The organism is Exiguobacterium sp. s131, from assembly GCF_018617345.1.
Taxonomy (GTDB): Bacteria; Bacillota; Bacilli; order Exiguobacteriales; family Exiguobacteriaceae; genus Exiguobacterium; species Exiguobacterium profundum.
The window spans coordinates 292,479-310,405 of sequence record NZ_JACSJX010000001.1; the positions used below are offsets into that span (position 1 = coordinate 292,479).

The following is a 17,927-nucleotide window of genomic DNA, read 5'->3' on the forward strand; positions in this document are numbered from 1 at the left end:
ATGACAGATGTTACGAACAAAAGTTCGTTATTCCGTCAGATTCTCCCTCCCCCTCCGTGGGTATCGGATGAGGAGGACATATCACGATCTGCTGGAGGGAGGAGGGACGGACATGCTGAAAGGCTACAAATATAGGCTCCACCCGACGCCTGCACAGGCCGAGTTCCTCATCAAGACGATCGGCTGCGCCCGGTTCATCTACAACAAGCTGCTCGAGGACCGCATCGCCATCCGCGATGAGGCGAAAGCGGGGATCGTGACGAGACGAAATCCGGCGACACCCGCATCCTACAAGCCCCTGTTCCCGTTCCTCGCCGAGGCGGACAGCCTCGCGCTCGCGAACGCGAAGTTGAACCTCGACACCGCGTTCGCGAAGTTCTTCGCCGGAACGGCCGGCTTCCCGACCTTCAAATCGAGACGACGGTCGCGCGCCTCCTACACGACGAACAACCAGCACGGTACGATCCGCATCGAGAACGGCAAGGTGAGACTTCCTAAAATCGGCTTCGTGAAGTTCGAACAACATCGTTCTTTCGAGGGGATCATCAAGTCCGCGACAATCTCGATGACGAAGACAGGCAAGTTCTTCGTTTCCATCCTTGTCAATCAGGATGACGAGCAATGGATTCCGGCTAAGAACAAGATCGGCATCGATCTCGGGTTAGAACACTTCGCCATCATGACAAATGATGACATGGTTTCTGAGAAGATCGACAACCCTCGCTTTCTTCGCAAGTCCGAAGAGAAGGTCAAGAAGGCGCAACGCGCTCTGTCTCGTAAGAAGATCGGGAGCAAGAATCGTGAAAAAGCCAAATTACTTTTGGCCAAGAAACACGAGAAAATCGCAAACCAACGCAAAGACTTCCTTCACAAATTGTCAAAACGAACCGTTGACGAGAACCAAGTCATCGTCGTGGAGACATTGAAATCGAAGAACATGATGAAGAACCACAAGGTCGCCAAATCGATTGCCGACGTCAGTTGGTACGAGTTCGTCCGCCAGCTTGAATACAAATCAAACTTCTACGGACGGACGCTCATCAAGGCCGACCAATGGTACGCATCGACGCAAATCTGTTCCTCTTGCGGCGAAAAAGGCGAGAAGAAAAAATTAGATGTCCGTGAATGGACGTGTGCCTGTGGCGCGCATCATGACCGTGACATCAACGCGAGCCTCAACCTATTGATGTTGGCTGACTGACAACCATTCAGGGCAGGGACTGCCCGGTGAGCTTGGTAAACAATCGTGGCTAGTAAAAGTGCGGTCTTCCCAAGAAGCTCCCACTTCAATTTGCGAAGCAAATAAGTGGCGAGTAGTTCACTGATTCGATTTCGACAGAAGATCCTGAATTAATGAGTCGAATCGAAAAGCTGAATGAAGAGACGAACGCATATTTGGAAAGCATAGACGTCGTATTGCAACCTGCATTACGAAATGAAAACGAATCTGCTTACCGACAATATGGAACAGAATTACGTCCAATTCGACTTGCGCTTGTTGAGACAGCGAAAGAAGTTATGGATCAGTTGAATGTGGATGCGGAAACGGCCAGTGATACGATGCGGTCGGATCGAGAGGGTGCTGTGTTTATCTTTTGGGGTCTTGTCATTTTGGGAGCTGCGCTTTCAATTGGATTAGGCGTCTACATCACGCGCCTTGTGGTTGGTCCGGTGAAAGAATTGAACGTATTGATGAGTCGTGCCGGTGAAGGGGATTTGACAGTCAATAGCACATACACATCACGCGATGAAATCGGGGCGCTCGCACAGTCATTCAATCAGATGAAAGAAAGTTTACGAGAGTTGATTGGTGGAGTGACTTCGACTTCTGGGCGTGTTGCAACTTCATCGGACGATTTGAAAAATAACGTAGAAGAAACGACAAAAGCGACAGAGATGGTAGCCGTGACGATGGAAGAAATCGCTTCAGGTTCACTCCATCAGTTGAAACGGGTAAAGTCTTCAAATGGTACCCTTTCAGACTTGACGAATGGCATTCACCAAGTCTCTGATCGTGCTCAACAGATGACTGTATTATCGGAAGGGGCATTGGACAAAGTACAATCAGGGAATGAGCTAATCGTAACGCTTGAACATCAGCTTGAAGCGATGAATGAAAAAGTGAAGACGTTGCAACAAGTCATTGAGCAGCTTAATACTCGTTCTCAAGAGATTGGTACAATCAGTGGGACCATTTCAGGAATTGCAGAGCAAACGAACTTACTTGCATTAAATGCAGCAATCGAGGCAGCGCGTGCAGGAGATCAGGGACGTGGGTTTGCAGTCGTTGCTGCAGAAGTACGAAAACTGGCAGAAGAATCAGCCGATGCGACCAAACAAATTTCCTCTTTAATTCATCATACACAGACAGAAACAAAGCATGCCGTAGAGACGATGCATGTCGTAGAAGGTGATATGGGACAGAGTGTGACGAACGTGCGGCAGACAGGTGTTGCGTTTGATGAAATTAAAGTAGCCATTGAAGAAGTCGGGCAACAAATAGAAAAAGTGTCCAGTGCTGTACAAGAAATGGCGGCGGGAGCGACAGAAGTGTTGAACTCCGTGAATGAGATTCAAGGAATTACTGAATCGACTGCTACAGAAACGGAGAACACATCAGCAGCTACTGAAGAACAGATGGCATCAATGGAAGAAATTACGGCAGCCGCTCAAGAATTATCGAATATGGCGGATGAGATGCGAGAGATGACGAATCGATTTACTGTGTAAATGAAAGAGGCGGGGACATAACTAACCGGTTTTAAAAATTTTTGATAAAAAGAGGGGTCCGGTCACCGATTTTCGGTGGCTGGACCCCTTCTTTCCTGTTTAGTCCGAAATGCACGAACCCATAAAAATGACAAGAGGTCCCGTGAGCGAACAAGTCGCTCATGGGGCCTCTTTCTTATAAATTTACTGGGTTATGTCCCAGCCTCTTTTATTATTTCGTTGTCCTTCGTAGTGCTGAATCCATTCCTCGACAGTCATCTTCTCGACGAGTTCTCCGACCAAGTCAAACGGGATTCGCTTCACGTTATTGAAACGGATACAGCTTTTCCCCATATCAAGTTTCGTCGGGACACGACTCGCATACTCCCGTTCGAACCAAGCGAGTAATTCAGGGTCGGCGTAAATGCCCATGTGATACAGTCCGACATGGCGCTTTTGCGCGATTACACTGATAAACGGTAGTGGCGTCCCCGGTGTGACATGATACCCGGACGGATATCGATCGAGTGGAACGACGTAATGGACACCATGTCCGTCCGTCGTTTTTTCAAATCCGCCAGGTAAATGATCATCGATGACCTCGAGCAGATGAATAAATGAATCGAGCCGTGCCTCGTCGACGAGTGCCGTCACATCCATCATGATTCGCCTCCTCGTAAGATCTTCTCCATTTTCTTTCCTTTTGCCAACTCATCGATGAGTTTGTCCAAATAACGGATCTCACGCATGAGTGGTTCTTCAACGTTCTCGACACGAACCCCACAGACGACACCTTTGATGAGGGCGCGGTCTTCATTCAGACGAGGTGCTGAAGCGAAAAACGTATCAAAATCGACTTGATTGGCTATCTGACGTTCGAGTCCGGTCTCATCGTAACCGGTCAACCATTCGATGATGGTGTCGACTTCTTCCTTCGTCCGTCCTTTGCGTTCGGCTTTGGCGACGTAGAGTGGATAAACGCTCGCGAAACTCGTGGTATAGATTCGGTGACCCATCTTTCATTCATCTCCTTCTTAGCGAAAATTCTTACTTCCATTCTCTCACAAATTACGATACGCTTATATAAAGTATTTTGTTGCATTCGCAACAAAAAGCAGAGGTGTCTCATGATGCATGACCATTTACGAGAGATCGGGATGATTGCGCGTGCCCTCGATTCAATCAGCAACATTGAATTCAAGGCACTCGGTTTAGAAAAAGGGAAGTACTTGTACATCGTTAGGATTTTTGAACACCCAGGTATCATTCAAGAACGGCTAGCAGAGTTGATTAAGGTAGACAGGACGACCGCCGCACGTGCCATCAAGAAACTGGAGCAAGAAGGATGGATTGAGAGGCGACCAGATCTTGATAATCAGAAAATCAGACGTTTATACGTGACGGAGAAAGGAGAGGTATTGTACCCGCTCATCATTCGCGAACACGAATATTCTACATCGGTCGCATTATCAGGATTCGACGAGAAAGAAAGTGAGGAGTTGTTACGCCTTTTGAAAAAAGTACGACGTAATGTTGAAACAGATTGGACCGAAGTGAAGAAAGGCAAGTATCGAGAATACTGAGAGGAGCGAGAACATGATTGAAATCTCAAAAGTGACAGACGTAGAAGCCTTACGTCACATTAGCATCCAGACGTTTACGGAGACGTTCGCACGTCACAACACAGAAGAACATTTGAACGCTTACTTAGAAAAAGCGTATGCGCCTGAGCAGTTGCAGCATGAGTTGGCACATCCCGATTCTTATTTTTATTTTGCACATGTAAAAGGTGAGTTGGCAGGCTATTTGAAAGTGAACGTACGCGATGCTCAATCTGAACCGATGGGCGAAGATGCGATTGAAATCGAACGAATCTACGTATTAGAAGCGTTTCAAGGTCAAGGGGTGGGGAAAGCGTTATTTACTCAAGCAACCGAATTGACGAAGGAACTACACAAACGAAAGATCTGGCTCGGCGTATGGGAACACAATGAAAGAGCGATTCAATTTTATCGACGAAACGGGTTCGGACAGACGGGGGTGCACACCTTTTTCATGGGGGAAGATGCACAAAACGACCTCATTTTCATGAAGTCGTTCACGGACTAAAGCCATTCTGACAAGTTGTTTAAGTTCGGATAGATGGCATCTGGTTCTATATCAAATGCTTCAAATGGTAAGTCATTCCGATTGATCCAGGCCGCATGAAAGCCAAAGTTTTTCGCCCCGGCGATGTCCCAACCGTTCGACGATAAAAAGAGCACCTCGTCACGACGAAGACCAGACGTTTTGAACCAATTCATGTAGGCGGCAGGCGTCGGTTTCGGTTGTTTGATGCCGTCGACGCTGACAACCTCATCAAAATAATCGGTGAGACCGGCGTTGTGAAGCAATGCCTTAAGCATCTCGTCCGTCCCGTTTGAGAGAATGACGGTCTTCACGTCATGCATCTCTTTTATGACCGATTCGATCTCCTTATACGGGGTGAGGTGCGCATACGATGCAGTCAGACGTTGTTCGATTTCCTTTGTGAATGGTGCGTCATGCACGGCTAATGCGTAACGGAGTGCGTCCTGGGTCACTGTATCGAAATCTTCATAGCGTCCCATCATGTGCCGCCAAAAGAAATTGTTTCGTCCGCCACACTTGACTGATGGCTGCTCCCTTTTCAGGGAACTCTTGTTCACAGGCATCCTTCACCGAATGGACGTCGAATAAGGTGCCGTATACGTCAAAGACGATGGCTTTAATCGTTGGTTTCATAAATAACATCCCTCCTTCTGTGTCGTTATACCCGTCTTGTTCAGAATATAATAGGAGAAAGGGGGTTCGACATGTATATTCCAACTCAATATTCCGTCACAGAACGAGCAGAGATTTACGCATTTCTCCATGCCAATCCGTTCGGCACGATTGTGACGCATGACGGGGATAAGCCGATTGCGACGCACGTCCCGTTACGATTCGATGAGGCGAACGGTCAACTGACGACCCATGTCGCAAAAGCGAATCCGCAGTGGCGAACAATTGAAGATCAAACCGTTCTTGTCATCTTTCAAGGACCAAGTGCTTACGTGTCGGCGTCATGGTATGGCCATGAGGACGTCTCGACATGGAACTATCAAGCCATACACGTGTATGGACGTGCGACGATTCTCAATGAAAACGAGTTGGTTGAGGAACTAGCCGGATTACTTCACGAGCATGAAGGCGAACGTGAGCATGCGGTGCGTTGGGATGCATTATCCGAACCGGTGAAGCGACAAATGAACGGCGTCGTTGGGTTTCGGATCGACATCACCGATATGCAGGCGACGTTCAAGTTAAGCCAAAACCGAAACGACGTGGACCATGAATGGATCGTATCGGAGCTTGAAAAACAAGATGAACCGATTGCGGACGTCATGCGACAACATCGAAAGTCCTAATAAACCTGTCCTAAAACGACAGGTTTTTTCATTTTTCTATATCGAATAGCAGTTGACACGAAGGAATAGCAAGTCTATACTCATAACTGATAATGATTATCAGTATCGAGAAAATAGAGAAGTTGAAAAAGGAGAAGAAACACGTGAACAAGACAATGAAGAAGTGGTTACATATGTTTATTTTTGCTTCAGCGTTTGCACTCATCTTAGCCGGCTGTGGTTCGGAAGAAGCTGAGAACGCTTCCACGAACGAAGGGACGGAAGAATCAGCAGAAGGATATCCAATCACGATCGAGCATGCGTTCGGTGAGACTGTCATCGAAGAAAAACCAGAGCGTGTCGCAACGATTTCGTGGGGAAACCATGACGTCGCACTTGCACTCGATGTCGTACCGGTCGGATTCTCAGCTGCGAACTACGGTGTACAAGATGATAGCGGGATGCTTCCATGGACAGCAGAGAAGTTGACAGCGCTTGGCGAAGAGAACCCGAACATCTATCAAGATACGGACGGATTAGACTTTGAAGCAATCGCAGATTCAAATCCCGATGTCATCTTGGCCGCCTACTCAGGCATCACGCAAGAAGACTATGACACGCTTAGCCAAATCGCACCGGTCGTGGCATATCAAGAAACACCTTGGGTCACCTCATGGCAAGACATGGTTCGTTATGACTCACTCGCAATGGGACTTGGTGAAGAAGGCGAACAGTTAATCAAAGACACGGAGCAGTTGATTACTGACAAAGCGACAGCCGTTCCTGAGATTGCTGGAAAGAAAGCCGCTTTCGTCTCGATGAGCGCAGAAGATCTTTCAAAATTCTATATCTATACAACAGGTGATCCTCGTGGTGCCTTCATCGAAGAACTCGGCATGGAGTACCCACAAAACATTGTCGACGAAGCTGAAAAAGCAAATAGCTTCTATCTCGAGCTCAGCAAAGAGAACGCCGACATTTTGAACGACGTCGACATCTTCGTCACATACGGAAATGAAGACACGTTGAAGGCGCTTCAAGCAGACCCGCTCTACAGTAAAGTACCAGCCATCGAACGCGGATCGGTCGTATTGATTGAAGACAACACGCCACTCGCAGCGGCTGGAACACCGACGCCACTCTCGATTGAATATACGATTGATGAGTACGTTTCACGCGTATCGGATGCCCTTGCGAAAGTAAAATGATGCAAAATCAGGTGAAACAGATGCATATCCCGAAGTACTTCCCGCTCCTGTTAGTTGGGACGCTCGTACTGACGGTGCTATGCATCGTGGCATCCCTTGCCTTCGGCTCTCGAACAGTCGGGTGGAATGAACTGCTGGACGGTTTATTCCGTCCGGCTGTTCAGTCGTATGAGGCAGACATTGTCCGGGAGCGGGTCGTCCGGACAATTTTCAGTTTTATGTGTGGCGCAGCACTCGGTGTGGCGGGTGCACTCATGCAGTCGGTGACGCGTAACCCAATCGCTGACCCGAGTATTCTTGGGGTCAACACGGGAGCAGCGCTCGCCGTCGTCATCGGCATCGCATTCTTCAACATCGCGACGGCGAGTGCGTTCATCTGGTTTGCGCTCGTTGGGGCGCTATTGACGGCCATTTTCGTTTTCGGCATCGGTTCACTCGGAATGGGAGGGGCGACCCCGCTCAAACTCGTCTTGGCGGGAGCGGCGACAAGTGCAGCATTATCGTCGCTCGTCATGGCTCTTATGATTCCACGCTCAAACGTCATGGACCAGTTCCGCTTTTGGCAAGTTGGGAGTGTCGGTGCGGGAAATCTGGATTCGATTTATACATTTTTACCGTTTCTTCTAATCGGTCTCGTGATTGCGGTAGTGACCGCACCTTCCTTGAATGCACTTGCGCTCGGGGAGGAGATGGCGAAGAGTCTTGGTGTTCGGACGGGGACATTGAAGTTGACCGCCTCGTTCGCAGGTGTGATTCTGTGTGGGGCTGCGACTGCACTCGCTGGACCGATTGGGTTTATCGGACTTCTCGCCCCACATTTGATTCGACTCGTGCTCGGTCCTGACCAACGCTACCTCATGCCGATGTCTGCCTTAGCAGGTGCCATCATCTTGACCTTCTCGGATGTCATCGGACGTTTGCTTGGAAGTCCGGGTGAACTTGAGGTCGGGATTGTGACGGCGTTCATCGGGGCACCAATCTTGATTCTATTGACAATGAAAGTGAAAGTAAGAGGACTATGATGCAACCAGCGATTGAACAAATCAGACAAGGTCGCATGAAGCGACGCCGTCGTTATGTCGGGATGACGATTCTTTTGACCATCATAGCGGTAGCATTGAGCGGGTTGATGCTCATGTTGGGCAATACGATTTATCCGGTTCAGGATGTCATCCGCGTCTTGCTCGGGGAAGACGTAAAAGGGGCGACGTTCGCCATTGAAGTATTGCGTCTACCACGTATGCTCGCTGGTGTCTTTGCCGGTGCAGCATTTGGTGCTGCGGGAACGATTTTCCAAACGATGCTTCGAAATCCGCTTGCCAATCCAAATGTCATCGGGATCACAACGGGGTCCAGTGCGGCGGCTGTCTTCTGTATCGTCGTCCTACAATCGAGTGAAGCGATAATCTCGATCGCTTCGATTATCGGAGGGCTCGTCACCGTGCTGGTCATCTATTTCCTATCCAAAGGGGCGGCTTTCTCCATCGGTCGTTTGGTGTTAGTTGGAATTGGGATTCAAGCGATGTTAACAGCCGTCATCAATTATCTATTGCTCATCAGCCGACAAAACGATGTCGCGATGGCGATGCGGTGGTTGACAGGAAGTCTAAATGGGGCGAAACTTGAAGAGTTGCCACCTTTAATCATCACGGTACTTATCTGTTTACCGATTGTACTGTTACTCACTCGTCAGCTTGAAATGCTCGAGCTCGGAGAAATGGCGGCGACAGGGCTTGGAATCAACACGAACCAGACCAGACTTCTGCTCATTGTGGCGGCAGTATTCATGCTCGCCCTTGCAACAGCGACAACGGGACCGATTGCGTTTATTGCCTTCTTGGCAGGGCCGATTGCCAAACGGCTCGTCGGAACGAGCCACGCGGGAATCTTGCCGGCAACGCTTGTCGGAATCATTTTAGTACTAGCGGCCGACCTTGTCGGACAATTCGCCTTCACGGCACGCTATCCGGTCGGTGTCATCACCGGCATCATCGGCGCGCCTTATCTCTTATACTTGTTGATTCGGATGAACCAGAAAGGGGACTTCTAAATGGCATCCATTATGAAAGTAGAACATCTCACCTCGGGATACGAGGACAAGATGATTTTGAACGATATCAGCCTTGAAATTCCGAGCAATCAGATTAGCATCATCATCGGTGCGAACGGTTGCGGGAAGTCGACTCTACTGAAGACGATGGCACGCCTTATCAAACCGAGTGCCGGTCAAGTGACGCTTTACGATAAGCCGATTTCGAAAATGGCACCGAAAAAGCTAGCGCGTGTCCTCGGGATGTTGCCACAGTCCCCGGTCGTACCGGAAGGGATTACGGTCGCCGATCTTGTCGGTCGTGGTCGTTACCCTCATCAATCATTCTTAAAGGGCTGGACGAAAGCCGATTACGAAGCTGTCGCCGAGGCGATGGAGATGATGAACATCACGGAGTTCGCGGATCGTCCCATCGACGAGTTGTCAGGCGGGCAGCGCCAACGCGTCTGGATTGCGATGGCACTGGCTCAACAGACGGACGTGCTCTTTTTAGACGAGCCGACGACGTATCTTGATATCACGTATCAGGTCGAGATTCTCGATTTGTTGACGGACTTGAATCGAAAGTACGGGACGACAATTGTCATGGTGCTTCACGATATCAACTTGTCGGCACGTTATGCGGACTACATCTTCGCGCTCGACAAAGGGAAGTTGATTGCCGAAGGGAAGCCGTCGAACGTCATCACGTGTGATTTGATCCATCGTGTCTTTAACCTCCGCTGTTCGGTCATGTGTGACCCGGTATCCGGTTCACCTTCCGTTATTCCGATTGGGCGTCATCACGTGCAGACGGAAACGGAAGAGGCGGCTGTCGCGCAGCTTGAATTGGTGTGACCACGTATAGAGAGTCAAGAAGGGGCGAGCGCTCCTTCTTTTTTTGTTTATCCATGAAAGCGTTTGTAAAAAGTCATTGACTTCTCTTTGAGGCGGGTGTATGCTATAAATCCTGCCCAAAATGAGAGGCACGGGGACTGGCATCAGTTCATTCGATATTCGAGAGGAATGACTTAAGATGAACCAACAACAATTAGTCGAGCGCGCACGCCAATTGAAAGACAATGCGTATTCACCATATTCGAAGTTCCGCGTCGGGGCGGCACTTCTTATGAAGGATGGTACGGTCATCGACGGCGTCAACGTTGAGAACGTCTCGTTCGGAGCAACGAACTGTGCGGAGCGTACGGCCATCTTCACAGCGGTCGCTCAAGGATACAAAAAAGGTGACTTCGAAGCGGTTGCCGTGTCTGGGGACACGGAAGACTTCTTGCCACCATGTAGCATCTGCCGCCAAGTCATGGTCGAGTTCGGCGATCCTGACTTCAAAGTACTCCTCACAAACGGCAACGCCGATGTGAAAGAAGTGACGCTTGGAGAGCTCGTCCCGCTCGCGTTCACTGATTTGGATATGTGATGTTGAACCCCCTCAGATTCCTGAGGGGTTTTCTTATCCAAAAAAGCGAAAAAATAATCGCGGAATGGCCTGTACAACATAAAGGAGCAGTTCTGAAAAATCGAGGGCTGCAATCCCATACGACCATCCTTCTTCCTCGCGGGAAGTGACTACTTTTCCACGCATAGGTCGTAATCGACCTTTCCATTGAATCGGGAGGGCGGTCGCGCTGTCCACATCCGGGTGATTCATGACACGCATATGCAAGCGTGGCTCAGGCGTAATTCCGGAACGCCCACAGCGCCCAATCAACTGTTTGGTTTTGACCGTATCTCCCACATTCACGGCAATGGAACCATTCTCAAGATGGGCGAGAAGGCAATATTCATCGTTCGCATGTTGAATGATGACGTGATTACCGAATGGATGATCAGCATCTAGTTCGTCTGACAACCCATCCACGATTTGATGAATTGTCCCGTGTAATGGAGCAATCACTCGTTCTCCAAACGCATACGAGCCATCCATCCCGATTTTTCTACGATTGTAAGGTTGTTGCTCTTGTGTTTTCAAAAAGTCATAGCCATCACGCTTTTTTCGAGTTGGATCATGATGATACATTCCGAGGGTTGTCCCTTCTGAGACGACGAACCACTGCTCTTTGAATGGAAGGTGGTATTTGTTTTTCGTGAAAGGATTGGTCTCTTTTGAAGAGGATGTGACCGTCATCTGAATGGATTCAACCTGATTCACGCGATTGAATTGAACGGACAATAACTTTTCTTTTCGGAAATCCGACCACAATACATACCGATTCCCGTTCAACATCATCTCATTGAGCAGACGATAGCGCCGAATTCCATGATGAAACGAAGACGCTTCGTGATGAAACATGGCCATGGAACAATGAGATTTGCACGAATCGGTCATTTGATGATAAATGTCATCGAACTGACCGTCTTTGAATAAGTGGATGAACTGTTTGTACGCATGACGCATATCTATACCGCCTTTGTTGATGATTGATTGGTCTTTTATACGGATGTAGAAACATAGATGTTTCGTCATTCATAAAAAAATCATAATATAATGGGCATAAATGAGGAGTGATGTGAATGTATACAATTCCATATAAGGAAGCTCGAGAAAAGTTTGAATACATTCTTGAGCAAGCATGCGAAGACGGTGAGACAATCGTTGTTTCTAGAAAGAATGGGAGACATGCTGTTATCATGTCTGAACGAGAATATAATGGTTTGTTAGAAACCATTTACCTGACGAGCAGTCCTAAGAATACCGAACGCCTGCTAGAATCTGTGAATGTACTGGAATCGAATAGTCCTAGAAGTAAGACCACATGAAAACCTCCCGAAGATTCGGGAGGTTTTCATGTTACAGGCGGAGTGTGTCACCATCTTTAGGGACGAAGAGCTGATTCGAAAATTGGTGTTGTTCTGCGTACTTTCGTAAGTCAGTCCGTGACAAGTTCCAGTGGTTCACTGCCTCCATATGAACGGCGATAATGCTGGCGTCCGGGGCAGCTTCTGCTACATGTCGCACATCGACTTCATTCATGACGAGCGAGCCACCCTCTAAAAATTGATTGTCTCCCGCATTGACGACGATCACCTCTGGGCGATGCGATTGAATGGTGTCAGCAACACCCTCATACCAGACTGTATCTCCAGCGACGTATAACGTTTTTTCTGCTTCATGTGTAAAGACGACACCGCACACTTCACCAGTCAACGATAAGATGTCGCCTCGACCATGCTCACCGACCGTTTTGGAAAGATGAACATCTTCGAATTCGGTAGATTCAGCCAGCACGCGCACATCTTTGAATCCATCCTGTTGAATCGTGTTCTGGTCTGCCTCGTTTTGAACAAAAATCGGAAGTTCTTTTGGAAGTGCTTCTTTTGCGACTTCGTCATAGTGATCGAGATGAAGATGAGTCAAGATGACGGCATCGATTCCGTATAGAAGGTCATCAATCGAAATCGGTAGTTCGACGAGTGGATTTTGCGCATCTTGACGAGCCGAGTTTGGGAAAGGTGGATACGTGCCTTTCTTCGCAAGAAACGGATCAATGAGAAACGTTTTACCGGCATATTCGAGTCGTAGTGTCGCGTTTCGGATCAATTGAATGTTCATAGATGATTCTCCTTTTTCCATGTAGTATATATGTAGTGTAGAGCGTCAGGGTTTTGTAAGACATCACTTCATTCAAGTCTTTTGATCGATTTACTTGAATGATGAAAGGAGTGAACTATGGACGCAACAGATCGACGTATCATTGAAGCCTTGCAACAAAACAGTCGAATGACGATGAAGGAATTAGGAGAACTCGTTCACTTGACGGGGCAAGCAACAGCCACACGCGTTAAAAAGTTAGAAGATTTAGGAATCATCGAAGGATACACGATTCGAATCAATGAGGATCAAATCGGTTTGCCAATTCATGCGATGATTACGATTTACACGACGAGTACATTTCATGATCCGTACCTTCTTTTTCTTAAAGATCATCGGCCATACGTACGACATAACTACAAGGTGAGCGGGGATGGCTGCTATCTGCTCGAGTGCCGTTTTCCGACGAATCAAGAACTGAATGCATTTTTAGATGGACTCAGTAAATACGTGAACTACAAACTATCACTCGTCATTCATCAAAATACCCAATGAATTCAATCATTCACTGGATATTTGTTAAACGTACAAATTCATCAAACGTTCCGCATGCTCTTTCATCATCTCCCGCAACTGCTCTGGCGCTTTCACCTCTACTTCCGCTCCAGCTCTCAACAACTGCCTTGATAAAAACGGTAGCTCTTCTTCAGGTACATCCCATTCATTCAACTCATCGATAGCGGGTAATACATCTTCGAGAAGACGACGACCGAGTGGGGTGAGTTCGAGATGAACGGTCACAGCGATTCGTTCGTCACTTGCCTGAAGTAAGGTCACCAAATCCTCGGACTCGAACGGTTCCTCGAGCACTTGGACCGCTTCGATGCGATCAATCCGATATTGACGAAGTCCCAGTTCAGACAGCCCGAAGACGTACCACTTCAAGTCAAGAAGTGCCATGCCGACCGGTTCAACGATGAATGTAAGTGGTCCTTTCGTCGTTCGATACGTCATCTCGATCTTGTTCTTACGCTCGACCGCCTGATAGATGTCCTTTGTGAACGGAGCCTTTGGAATCTGTCTGTTCCCGAGCCATAGGATATTTCGTTCTAATCGATGAATCTTTGTTTCCAAATCCTGAGGTAACTCGTTCACGTACCAGTCGGACAGGGTATTTCGTATATCGCCGAACGGCACGTCCGGGATGTGTTCCATCCATTTGAGCGTGAGATAAAGAGCGACGGCTTCTTGCTCGCGAAGGTGGAGTGGTGGCAACAAGCGATTCGGTAGCACCTCATATCCACCACCAACACCGGGTACACTCCAAATCGGATAACCGAGGTCTTCGAGCGAGAGCATATCCCGTTGAATCGTCCGAATGGAGGCGCCTGTCTCTTGGGCCAGTTCTTCCGCCGTGAAACGTCGTCCGCGATTGAGTAGCCGAATCAGTTGCAAGTGTCGTTTTTTCAAAGTTATCATTCCTGTCATCTTTTGTCGTGTTTATTGGATAAGCTGAATATATCACGAATCAAGGAGGAAGATACGATGCCGAAAGTAGTGTTGTATATTGCGATGAGTTTAGATGGGAAAATCGCCCGGTCGAATGATCAACTTGATTGGTTGTTCGCCGTAGAAGGGGATGGTGACAACGGATACGCTGAATTTTTCAAGACCGTTGGTGCCGTCATCATGGGACGAAAGACGTATGAGGAAGTATTGAAGTTAGAACAAGGAGAGTATCCGTATCCAGACATCCCGAACTATATATTGACGCGTCAGCCTGAACGTGAGGCAGAGCATGTCATATTCACGGACGAACTAATTGAAGAACTGATTCATCGATTGAAAGGAGAAGTTGATCAAGACATTTGGCTCATCGGTGGGGGAGAAGTTATTAAAGCTGCGATGGAACATGATTTGATTGACCGCTATGAGATTGCGATTGCGCCGGTCATCCTAGGTGAAGGGATCCCTCTCTTCCCAGAAGGAACAAGAGAGACGAAACTTCGACTGACAAGCCAACGCGCATCGGGTCAGTTCATCATGGCGACATATGAGAGTTAAAAAATCGAGTCCGAATGAGGACTCGATTTTTTTATTGAAGAAACGGTTTACTTCAAATGTAAAAATATTCTTTCTAATAAATAATAAAAACCTTAAAATGTTAGTAAATGATGCTAATTGGATATAAGAAAAGAATAGTACTGACATGACGGATACCGAGGGGTTCAACGTATGTTCATTAGTCTAATCGCCAATTCTTGTATTTCTTTTACCGGGATCTATTTCATTTCTAAAATTGTGAGTTATCATACGCCACACAAAAATATAAAAAATGCATTTCTTGGTATTCTATCAGGACTACTAGGCATTTTTCTGATCACACAAAGCATTTTAGTCGAAGATGTACTAAAGATTGATTTTCGCTTTCTGATCCTTGTTTTACTTGGATTTTATCGATTAATTTCTCCGTTGTTCATCGCAGCCACAATTATCTCAATCTATCGCTTTAGCTATGGTGTGGATTTTCACTCCGTTGTGGCATGTATCGCCATCTTTATGATTGTTGTCGGAATCATCCTCACATACAAAATCTCCGCATTGGAAAAACAACTTTTTCAATTCGGGATTACGTTGAATCTGTTGGCGTGTCTGATTGCGGGTGTTGCAATCTACACGAGTGCAGGTTTGACTGAATACGCTGCATACGTTGCGTTATTAGTCACACTTATTAGTTTTCCCATTGGCATACTCATTACGATCATGAATATTGACCTCTATTTAATTAACCATCGAGTGAAAGAGTATAAAATATCGGCTGAAACCGACCATTTGACGGGTCTGGCAAACCGCCGAGCATGGGAGATGCAGATGAAAAAGTTCAAAGGACAATATGCGACATGTAATGTATTGATTTTAGATATTGACCACTTCAAACAAATCAATGATCAATATGGTCATGCGAACGGCGACGAGGTATTGAAACAATTTGCAGAACTCTTGCACCGAGAAACAAGGAACCAAGACATTAAAGCACGGATCGGTGGAGAAGAGTTCGGTATTTTGATTCCGATGCTCTCTCAGGGTGAGGTGGTCAACGTAGCGGAGCGGATTAGAAATAGCATATCGAAACATGAGTTCAAGCTACTCGATCAACAAAAAATTCAGTTATCCGTTTCGATTGGGATTGCGAACGGAAAGAGCGAGAATCTACGTGAGATGATTCGTCTAGCAGATGATTGTTTGTATCAGGCGAAAAATAGTGGCAGAAATCGTACACATGTGACGGAAACTATAGTTGGATAAACAAAGCGTGTCGGTCATCCGATGCGTTTTTGTATTGTATAAAAACTGCAGACCTTAAGATGATCTGCAGTCATGGGGTCGCTCGTTCGCTTAATTGTGGTTCCCATACATCAGAAAAGTTGTGAACCGGTTGGACACCCTCCAACGTACGGAATTCATAATCTCGTTCTTTCGCATAACGAATGATTGTATCAAGTGCTTTCGGTGTCATCGAGTGATCGTGCGCCAAAATGATGGAAGCAATATTCGCCGCACGATTCGCTTCGAGGCGGTCGAATACACGTTGCTCGACACGGGCATTGTCTTTCTTATACACATGGTCGAGACTACCGACGTTCCAGTCCCAAATCTCAAAACCGGCATCGGTCATCGCCTGCCAGTGTGCGGGTGACATGCCGGCGTCGCTCCCATAAATGGTGCGGGCCATGTTCGTATGAATGCCGGTCACTTCATAGATAAGTGCTTGTACTTCCTGCATCTGACGCACGGCCGTCAACGGTGTTTCATAAAATTCATCCCGGTCGTGTCGCATCCCGTGTAAGGCAATCAAATGACCTTCCGCAATGATGCGGTGAAGAAGATGCTCATTTCCTTCGATGTTCTTTCCGAGGATGAAGAAGGTTGCCTTCACTTGATGTTTCTTCAAGACATCAAGTAGCTTTCCCGTTTTCCAGTTCGGTCCATCATCGAGCGTCAAATAGATGAGACTCGGGTCGTTATAGGCCTTCGGCTTCGGGAACGCAGCCTGTGACAAAGACCCAATCAGTAGAAAGATCGACATGAGTAAAAGAACGCGTTTCATCATTCCATTCAAAACTCCCTCAAATCAAAACCAAGCGACATGTGATACATACTTTATCATATGTTGGAGACATCGAGACGATAAATCTGTTCGTCAAGTTCTGTCTCGAAAAAGGTGAAGTTCAATTTCTTCAATAGCGCGATCGATGCCGTGTTCGTCCCATGCACACCGGCTTTGAACGCTTTCGCTCCTTGGTCAATCAAGTGAGGAATCAATCCCGACATCACTTCAAATGCATAGCCTTGACGAGCGCGGGTGGGTGTAATCGTGTAACCAATCCAATAGGTCGAATCTTCTTGCTGAATATAGACATCCCCAATTAATTCATCCGTCGTTTGGTCAACGATAGCGAGTTGCGTGCCTTGAAGAAACGATTGTTCACCGAGTAGGACGTTTTCATATTCCTCACGGGTGAGCCCTTTGAAGGATTGATGTTTCATCCAGTCCAAGTCATTTCGATAGACCATAAACGATTCGATGTCTCTTGGTTCGAACGGTCGAATGAGGCAACTGGTTGTCGTGATCATGGTTGTCTTACCATTCAAACCAACTTCTTTTCTTTTTTGAAAAGACCAATCAATAGCAACGCCAGACCACTCAAGAAAATGATAGGGAAAATAAACCACATGATCAATCCAGCCCATCCGTTCTGCACACTGATTGCGTACGAAAGTCCGATGGAAAAGGCTAAGGCAGGGGAGATAGGAATCATAAGAGCGATTCCCCATATTTTCAATTTTGTGTTTCGTGCTTCTCCTGTGCTGAACCAATACGCCACGAATGCACCTAAACCTGCGATGAGATATCCGATTGCAATCGCCATTTAATCAATCCCTTCTTAAAAATATCGACAGCTTAACCTCGTACGTACTTTCCATATACGTTAAGAAATCTCCTGTCACGCTTCAAAAAAACGAGC

Annotated in this window: 24 protein-coding genes; 14 read left to right on the forward strand and 10 right to left on the reverse strand. The window is 47.2% G+C overall.

All coding sequences use genetic code 11. The features are described from left to right. Nucleotides 1-112: 112 nt before the first annotated feature. Both tnpB and KNO69_RS01640 read left to right on the forward strand, forming a co-directional pair. Entirely contained in the window at nt 113-1,201 is a 1,089-nt protein-coding gene (gene tnpB, locus KNO69_RS01635; RefSeq protein WP_078147621.1) for an IS200/IS605 family element RNA-guided endonuclease TnpB, read from the forward strand. Nucleotides 1,202-1,353: 152 nt separating this feature from the next. Further along, on the forward strand, nt 1,354-2,730 hold the full coding sequence (locus KNO69_RS01640; RefSeq protein WP_078147620.1) for a methyl-accepting chemotaxis protein: 1,377 nt from the start codon (nt 1,354-1,356) through the stop codon (nt 2,728-2,730). A gap of 183 nt (nt 2,731-2,913) precedes the next feature. Here the strand turns inward: KNO69_RS01640 and KNO69_RS01645 are convergent, their stop codons facing one another. After that, complete coding sequence (locus KNO69_RS01645) at nt 2,914-3,372, reverse strand: DUF1801 domain-containing protein (RefSeq protein ID WP_214815540.1); 459 nt, start codon at nt 3,370-3,372, stop codon at nt 2,914-2,916. Continuing rightward, nucleotides 3,369-3,725 carry a DUF2200 domain-containing protein gene (locus tag KNO69_RS01650; protein ID WP_012727286.1) on the reverse strand — a complete coding sequence of 119 codons (357 nt, stop codon included), beginning with the start codon at nt 3,723-3,725 and terminating at the stop codon, nt 3,369-3,371. The genes KNO69_RS01645 and KNO69_RS01650 overlap by 4 nt, the downstream gene beginning before the upstream one ends. A 114-nt stretch (nt 3,726-3,839) precedes the next feature. Between KNO69_RS01650 and KNO69_RS01655 the strand changes: the two genes are divergently transcribed. Beyond that, the gene (locus KNO69_RS01655; protein WP_159562933.1) at nt 3,840-4,292 is read left to right on the forward strand and encodes a MarR family winged helix-turn-helix transcriptional regulator; all 453 of its coding nucleotides are present in this window, start codon (nt 3,840-3,842) and stop codon (nt 4,290-4,292) included. Nucleotides 4,293-4,305: 13 nt separating this feature from the next. Then, on the forward strand, nt 4,306-4,818 hold the full coding sequence (locus KNO69_RS01660; protein WP_214815543.1) for a GNAT family N-acetyltransferase: 513 nt from the start codon (nt 4,306-4,308) through the stop codon (nt 4,816-4,818). Here the strand turns inward: KNO69_RS01660 and KNO69_RS01665 are convergent. Both KNO69_RS01665 and KNO69_RS15435 read right to left on the reverse strand, forming a co-directional pair. Then, entirely contained in the window at nt 4,815-5,318 is a 504-nt protein-coding gene (locus KNO69_RS01665; protein WP_353047473.1) for a haloacid dehalogenase type II, read from the reverse strand. The two genes, KNO69_RS01660 and KNO69_RS01665, sit on opposite strands and share 4 nt — an antisense overlap. Further along, nucleotides 5,305-5,472 (reverse strand): HAD family hydrolase, encoded by a 168-nt coding sequence (locus KNO69_RS15435; protein WP_353047474.1) that lies wholly within the window; start codon nt 5,470-5,472, stop codon nt 5,305-5,307. Before KNO69_RS15435 ends, KNO69_RS01665 begins: the two co-directional genes overlap by 14 nt. 71 nt (nt 5,473-5,543) lie before the next feature. Between KNO69_RS15435 and KNO69_RS01670 the strand changes: the two genes are divergently transcribed. The 6 genes from KNO69_RS01670 (at nt 5,544) to KNO69_RS01695 (ending at nt 10,788) form a co-directional block, all read left to right on the forward strand. Next, nucleotides 5,544-6,137, forward strand: a complete 594-nt coding sequence (locus tag KNO69_RS01670; RefSeq protein ID WP_214815546.1) for an FMN-binding negative transcriptional regulator — start codon at nt 5,544-5,546, stop codon at nt 6,135-6,137. Between the two features lie 155 nt (nt 6,138-6,292). Further along, nucleotides 6,293-7,324 (forward strand): iron-siderophore ABC transporter substrate-binding protein, encoded by a 1,032-nt coding sequence (locus tag KNO69_RS01675; protein ID WP_168169901.1) that lies wholly within the window; start codon nt 6,293-6,295, stop codon nt 7,322-7,324. A 20-nt stretch (nt 7,325-7,344) separates the two neighbouring features. After that, nucleotides 7,345-8,346: a FecCD family ABC transporter permease gene (locus tag KNO69_RS01680; protein WP_483297354.1), complete on the forward strand. Its 1,002-nt coding sequence runs from the start codon at nt 7,345-7,347 to the stop codon at nt 8,344-8,346. Then, on the forward strand, nt 8,343-9,374 hold the full coding sequence (locus KNO69_RS01685) for a FecCD family ABC transporter permease (protein ID WP_214815552.1): 1,032 nt from the start codon (nt 8,343-8,345) through the stop codon (nt 9,372-9,374). Before KNO69_RS01680 ends, KNO69_RS01685 begins: the two co-directional genes overlap by 4 nt. Continuing rightward, nucleotides 9,375-10,211, forward strand: a complete 837-nt coding sequence (locus tag KNO69_RS01690) for an ABC transporter ATP-binding protein (protein WP_074035818.1) — start codon at nt 9,375-9,377, stop codon at nt 10,209-10,211. Between the two features lie 178 nt (nt 10,212-10,389). Next, nucleotides 10,390-10,788 carry a cytidine deaminase gene (locus KNO69_RS01695; protein WP_074035820.1) on the forward strand — a complete coding sequence of 133 codons (399 nt, stop codon included), beginning with the start codon at nt 10,390-10,392 and terminating at the stop codon, nt 10,786-10,788. A 33-nt stretch (nt 10,789-10,821) separates the two neighbouring features. On the opposite strand, the gene KNO69_RS01700 is transcribed toward KNO69_RS01695, so the two are convergent. Continuing rightward, a complete protein-coding gene (locus tag KNO69_RS01700) occupies nt 10,822-11,766 on the reverse strand; it encodes a M23 family metallopeptidase (protein WP_214815555.1) in 945 nt (314 codons plus the stop codon). A 116-nt stretch (nt 11,767-11,882) separates the two neighbouring features. On the opposite strand from KNO69_RS01700, the gene KNO69_RS01705 reads away from it, so the two are divergent. After that, nucleotides 11,883-12,128, forward strand: coding sequence for a type II toxin-antitoxin system Phd/YefM family antitoxin (locus KNO69_RS01705; RefSeq protein ID WP_031422351.1), 246 nt, complete (start codon nt 11,883-11,885; stop codon nt 12,126-12,128). A gap of 31 nt (nt 12,129-12,159) precedes the next feature. On the opposite strand, the gene KNO69_RS01710 is transcribed toward KNO69_RS01705, so the two are convergent. Then, nucleotides 12,160-12,921 (reverse strand): MBL fold metallo-hydrolase, encoded by a 762-nt coding sequence (locus tag KNO69_RS01710; protein ID WP_214815558.1) that lies wholly within the window; start codon nt 12,919-12,921, stop codon nt 12,160-12,162. Nucleotides 12,922-13,038: 117 nt separating this feature from the next. On the opposite strand from KNO69_RS01710, the gene KNO69_RS01715 reads away from it, so the two are divergent. Continuing rightward, complete coding sequence (locus tag KNO69_RS01715) at nt 13,039-13,455, forward strand: Lrp/AsnC family transcriptional regulator (RefSeq protein WP_214815561.1); 417 nt, start codon at nt 13,039-13,041, stop codon at nt 13,453-13,455. Between the two features lie 24 nt (nt 13,456-13,479). On the opposite strand, the gene KNO69_RS01720 is transcribed toward KNO69_RS01715, so the two are convergent. Then, nucleotides 13,480-14,379 (reverse strand): helix-turn-helix transcriptional regulator, encoded by a 900-nt coding sequence (locus KNO69_RS01720; protein ID WP_214815566.1) that lies wholly within the window; start codon nt 14,377-14,379, stop codon nt 13,480-13,482. A gap of 66 nt (nt 14,380-14,445) precedes the next feature. Between KNO69_RS01720 and KNO69_RS01725 the strand changes: the two genes are divergently transcribed. Both KNO69_RS01725 and KNO69_RS01730 read left to right on the forward strand, forming a co-directional pair. Further along, nucleotides 14,446-14,964, forward strand: a complete 519-nt coding sequence (locus KNO69_RS01725) for a dihydrofolate reductase family protein (protein ID WP_031422358.1) — start codon at nt 14,446-14,448, stop codon at nt 14,962-14,964. 171 nt (nt 14,965-15,135) lie between these two features. Further along, nucleotides 15,136-16,206, forward strand: a complete 1,071-nt coding sequence (locus tag KNO69_RS01730; RefSeq protein ID WP_214815570.1) for a GGDEF domain-containing protein — start codon at nt 15,136-15,138, stop codon at nt 16,204-16,206. Nucleotides 16,207-16,276: 70 nt separating this feature from the next. Here the strand turns inward: KNO69_RS01730 and KNO69_RS01735 are convergent, their stop codons facing one another. The 3 genes from KNO69_RS01735 to KNO69_RS01745 are packed head-to-tail and all read right to left on the reverse strand — an operon-like array spanning nt 16,277 to nt 17,831. Further along, nucleotides 16,277-17,011: a polysaccharide deacetylase family protein gene (locus KNO69_RS01735; RefSeq protein ID WP_214815573.1), complete on the reverse strand. Its 735-nt coding sequence runs from the start codon at nt 17,009-17,011 to the stop codon at nt 16,277-16,279. Nucleotides 17,012-17,064: 53 nt separating this feature from the next. Beyond that, the gene (locus KNO69_RS01740) at nt 17,065-17,535 is read right to left on the reverse strand and encodes a GNAT family N-acetyltransferase (protein ID WP_251124841.1); all 471 of its coding nucleotides are present in this window, start codon (nt 17,533-17,535) and stop codon (nt 17,065-17,067) included. Between the two features lie 14 nt (nt 17,536-17,549). Continuing rightward, nucleotides 17,550-17,831, reverse strand: a complete 282-nt coding sequence (locus KNO69_RS01745) for a hypothetical protein (protein ID WP_214815579.1) — start codon at nt 17,829-17,831, stop codon at nt 17,550-17,552. Between the last annotated feature and the right edge of the window lie 96 nt (nt 17,832-17,927).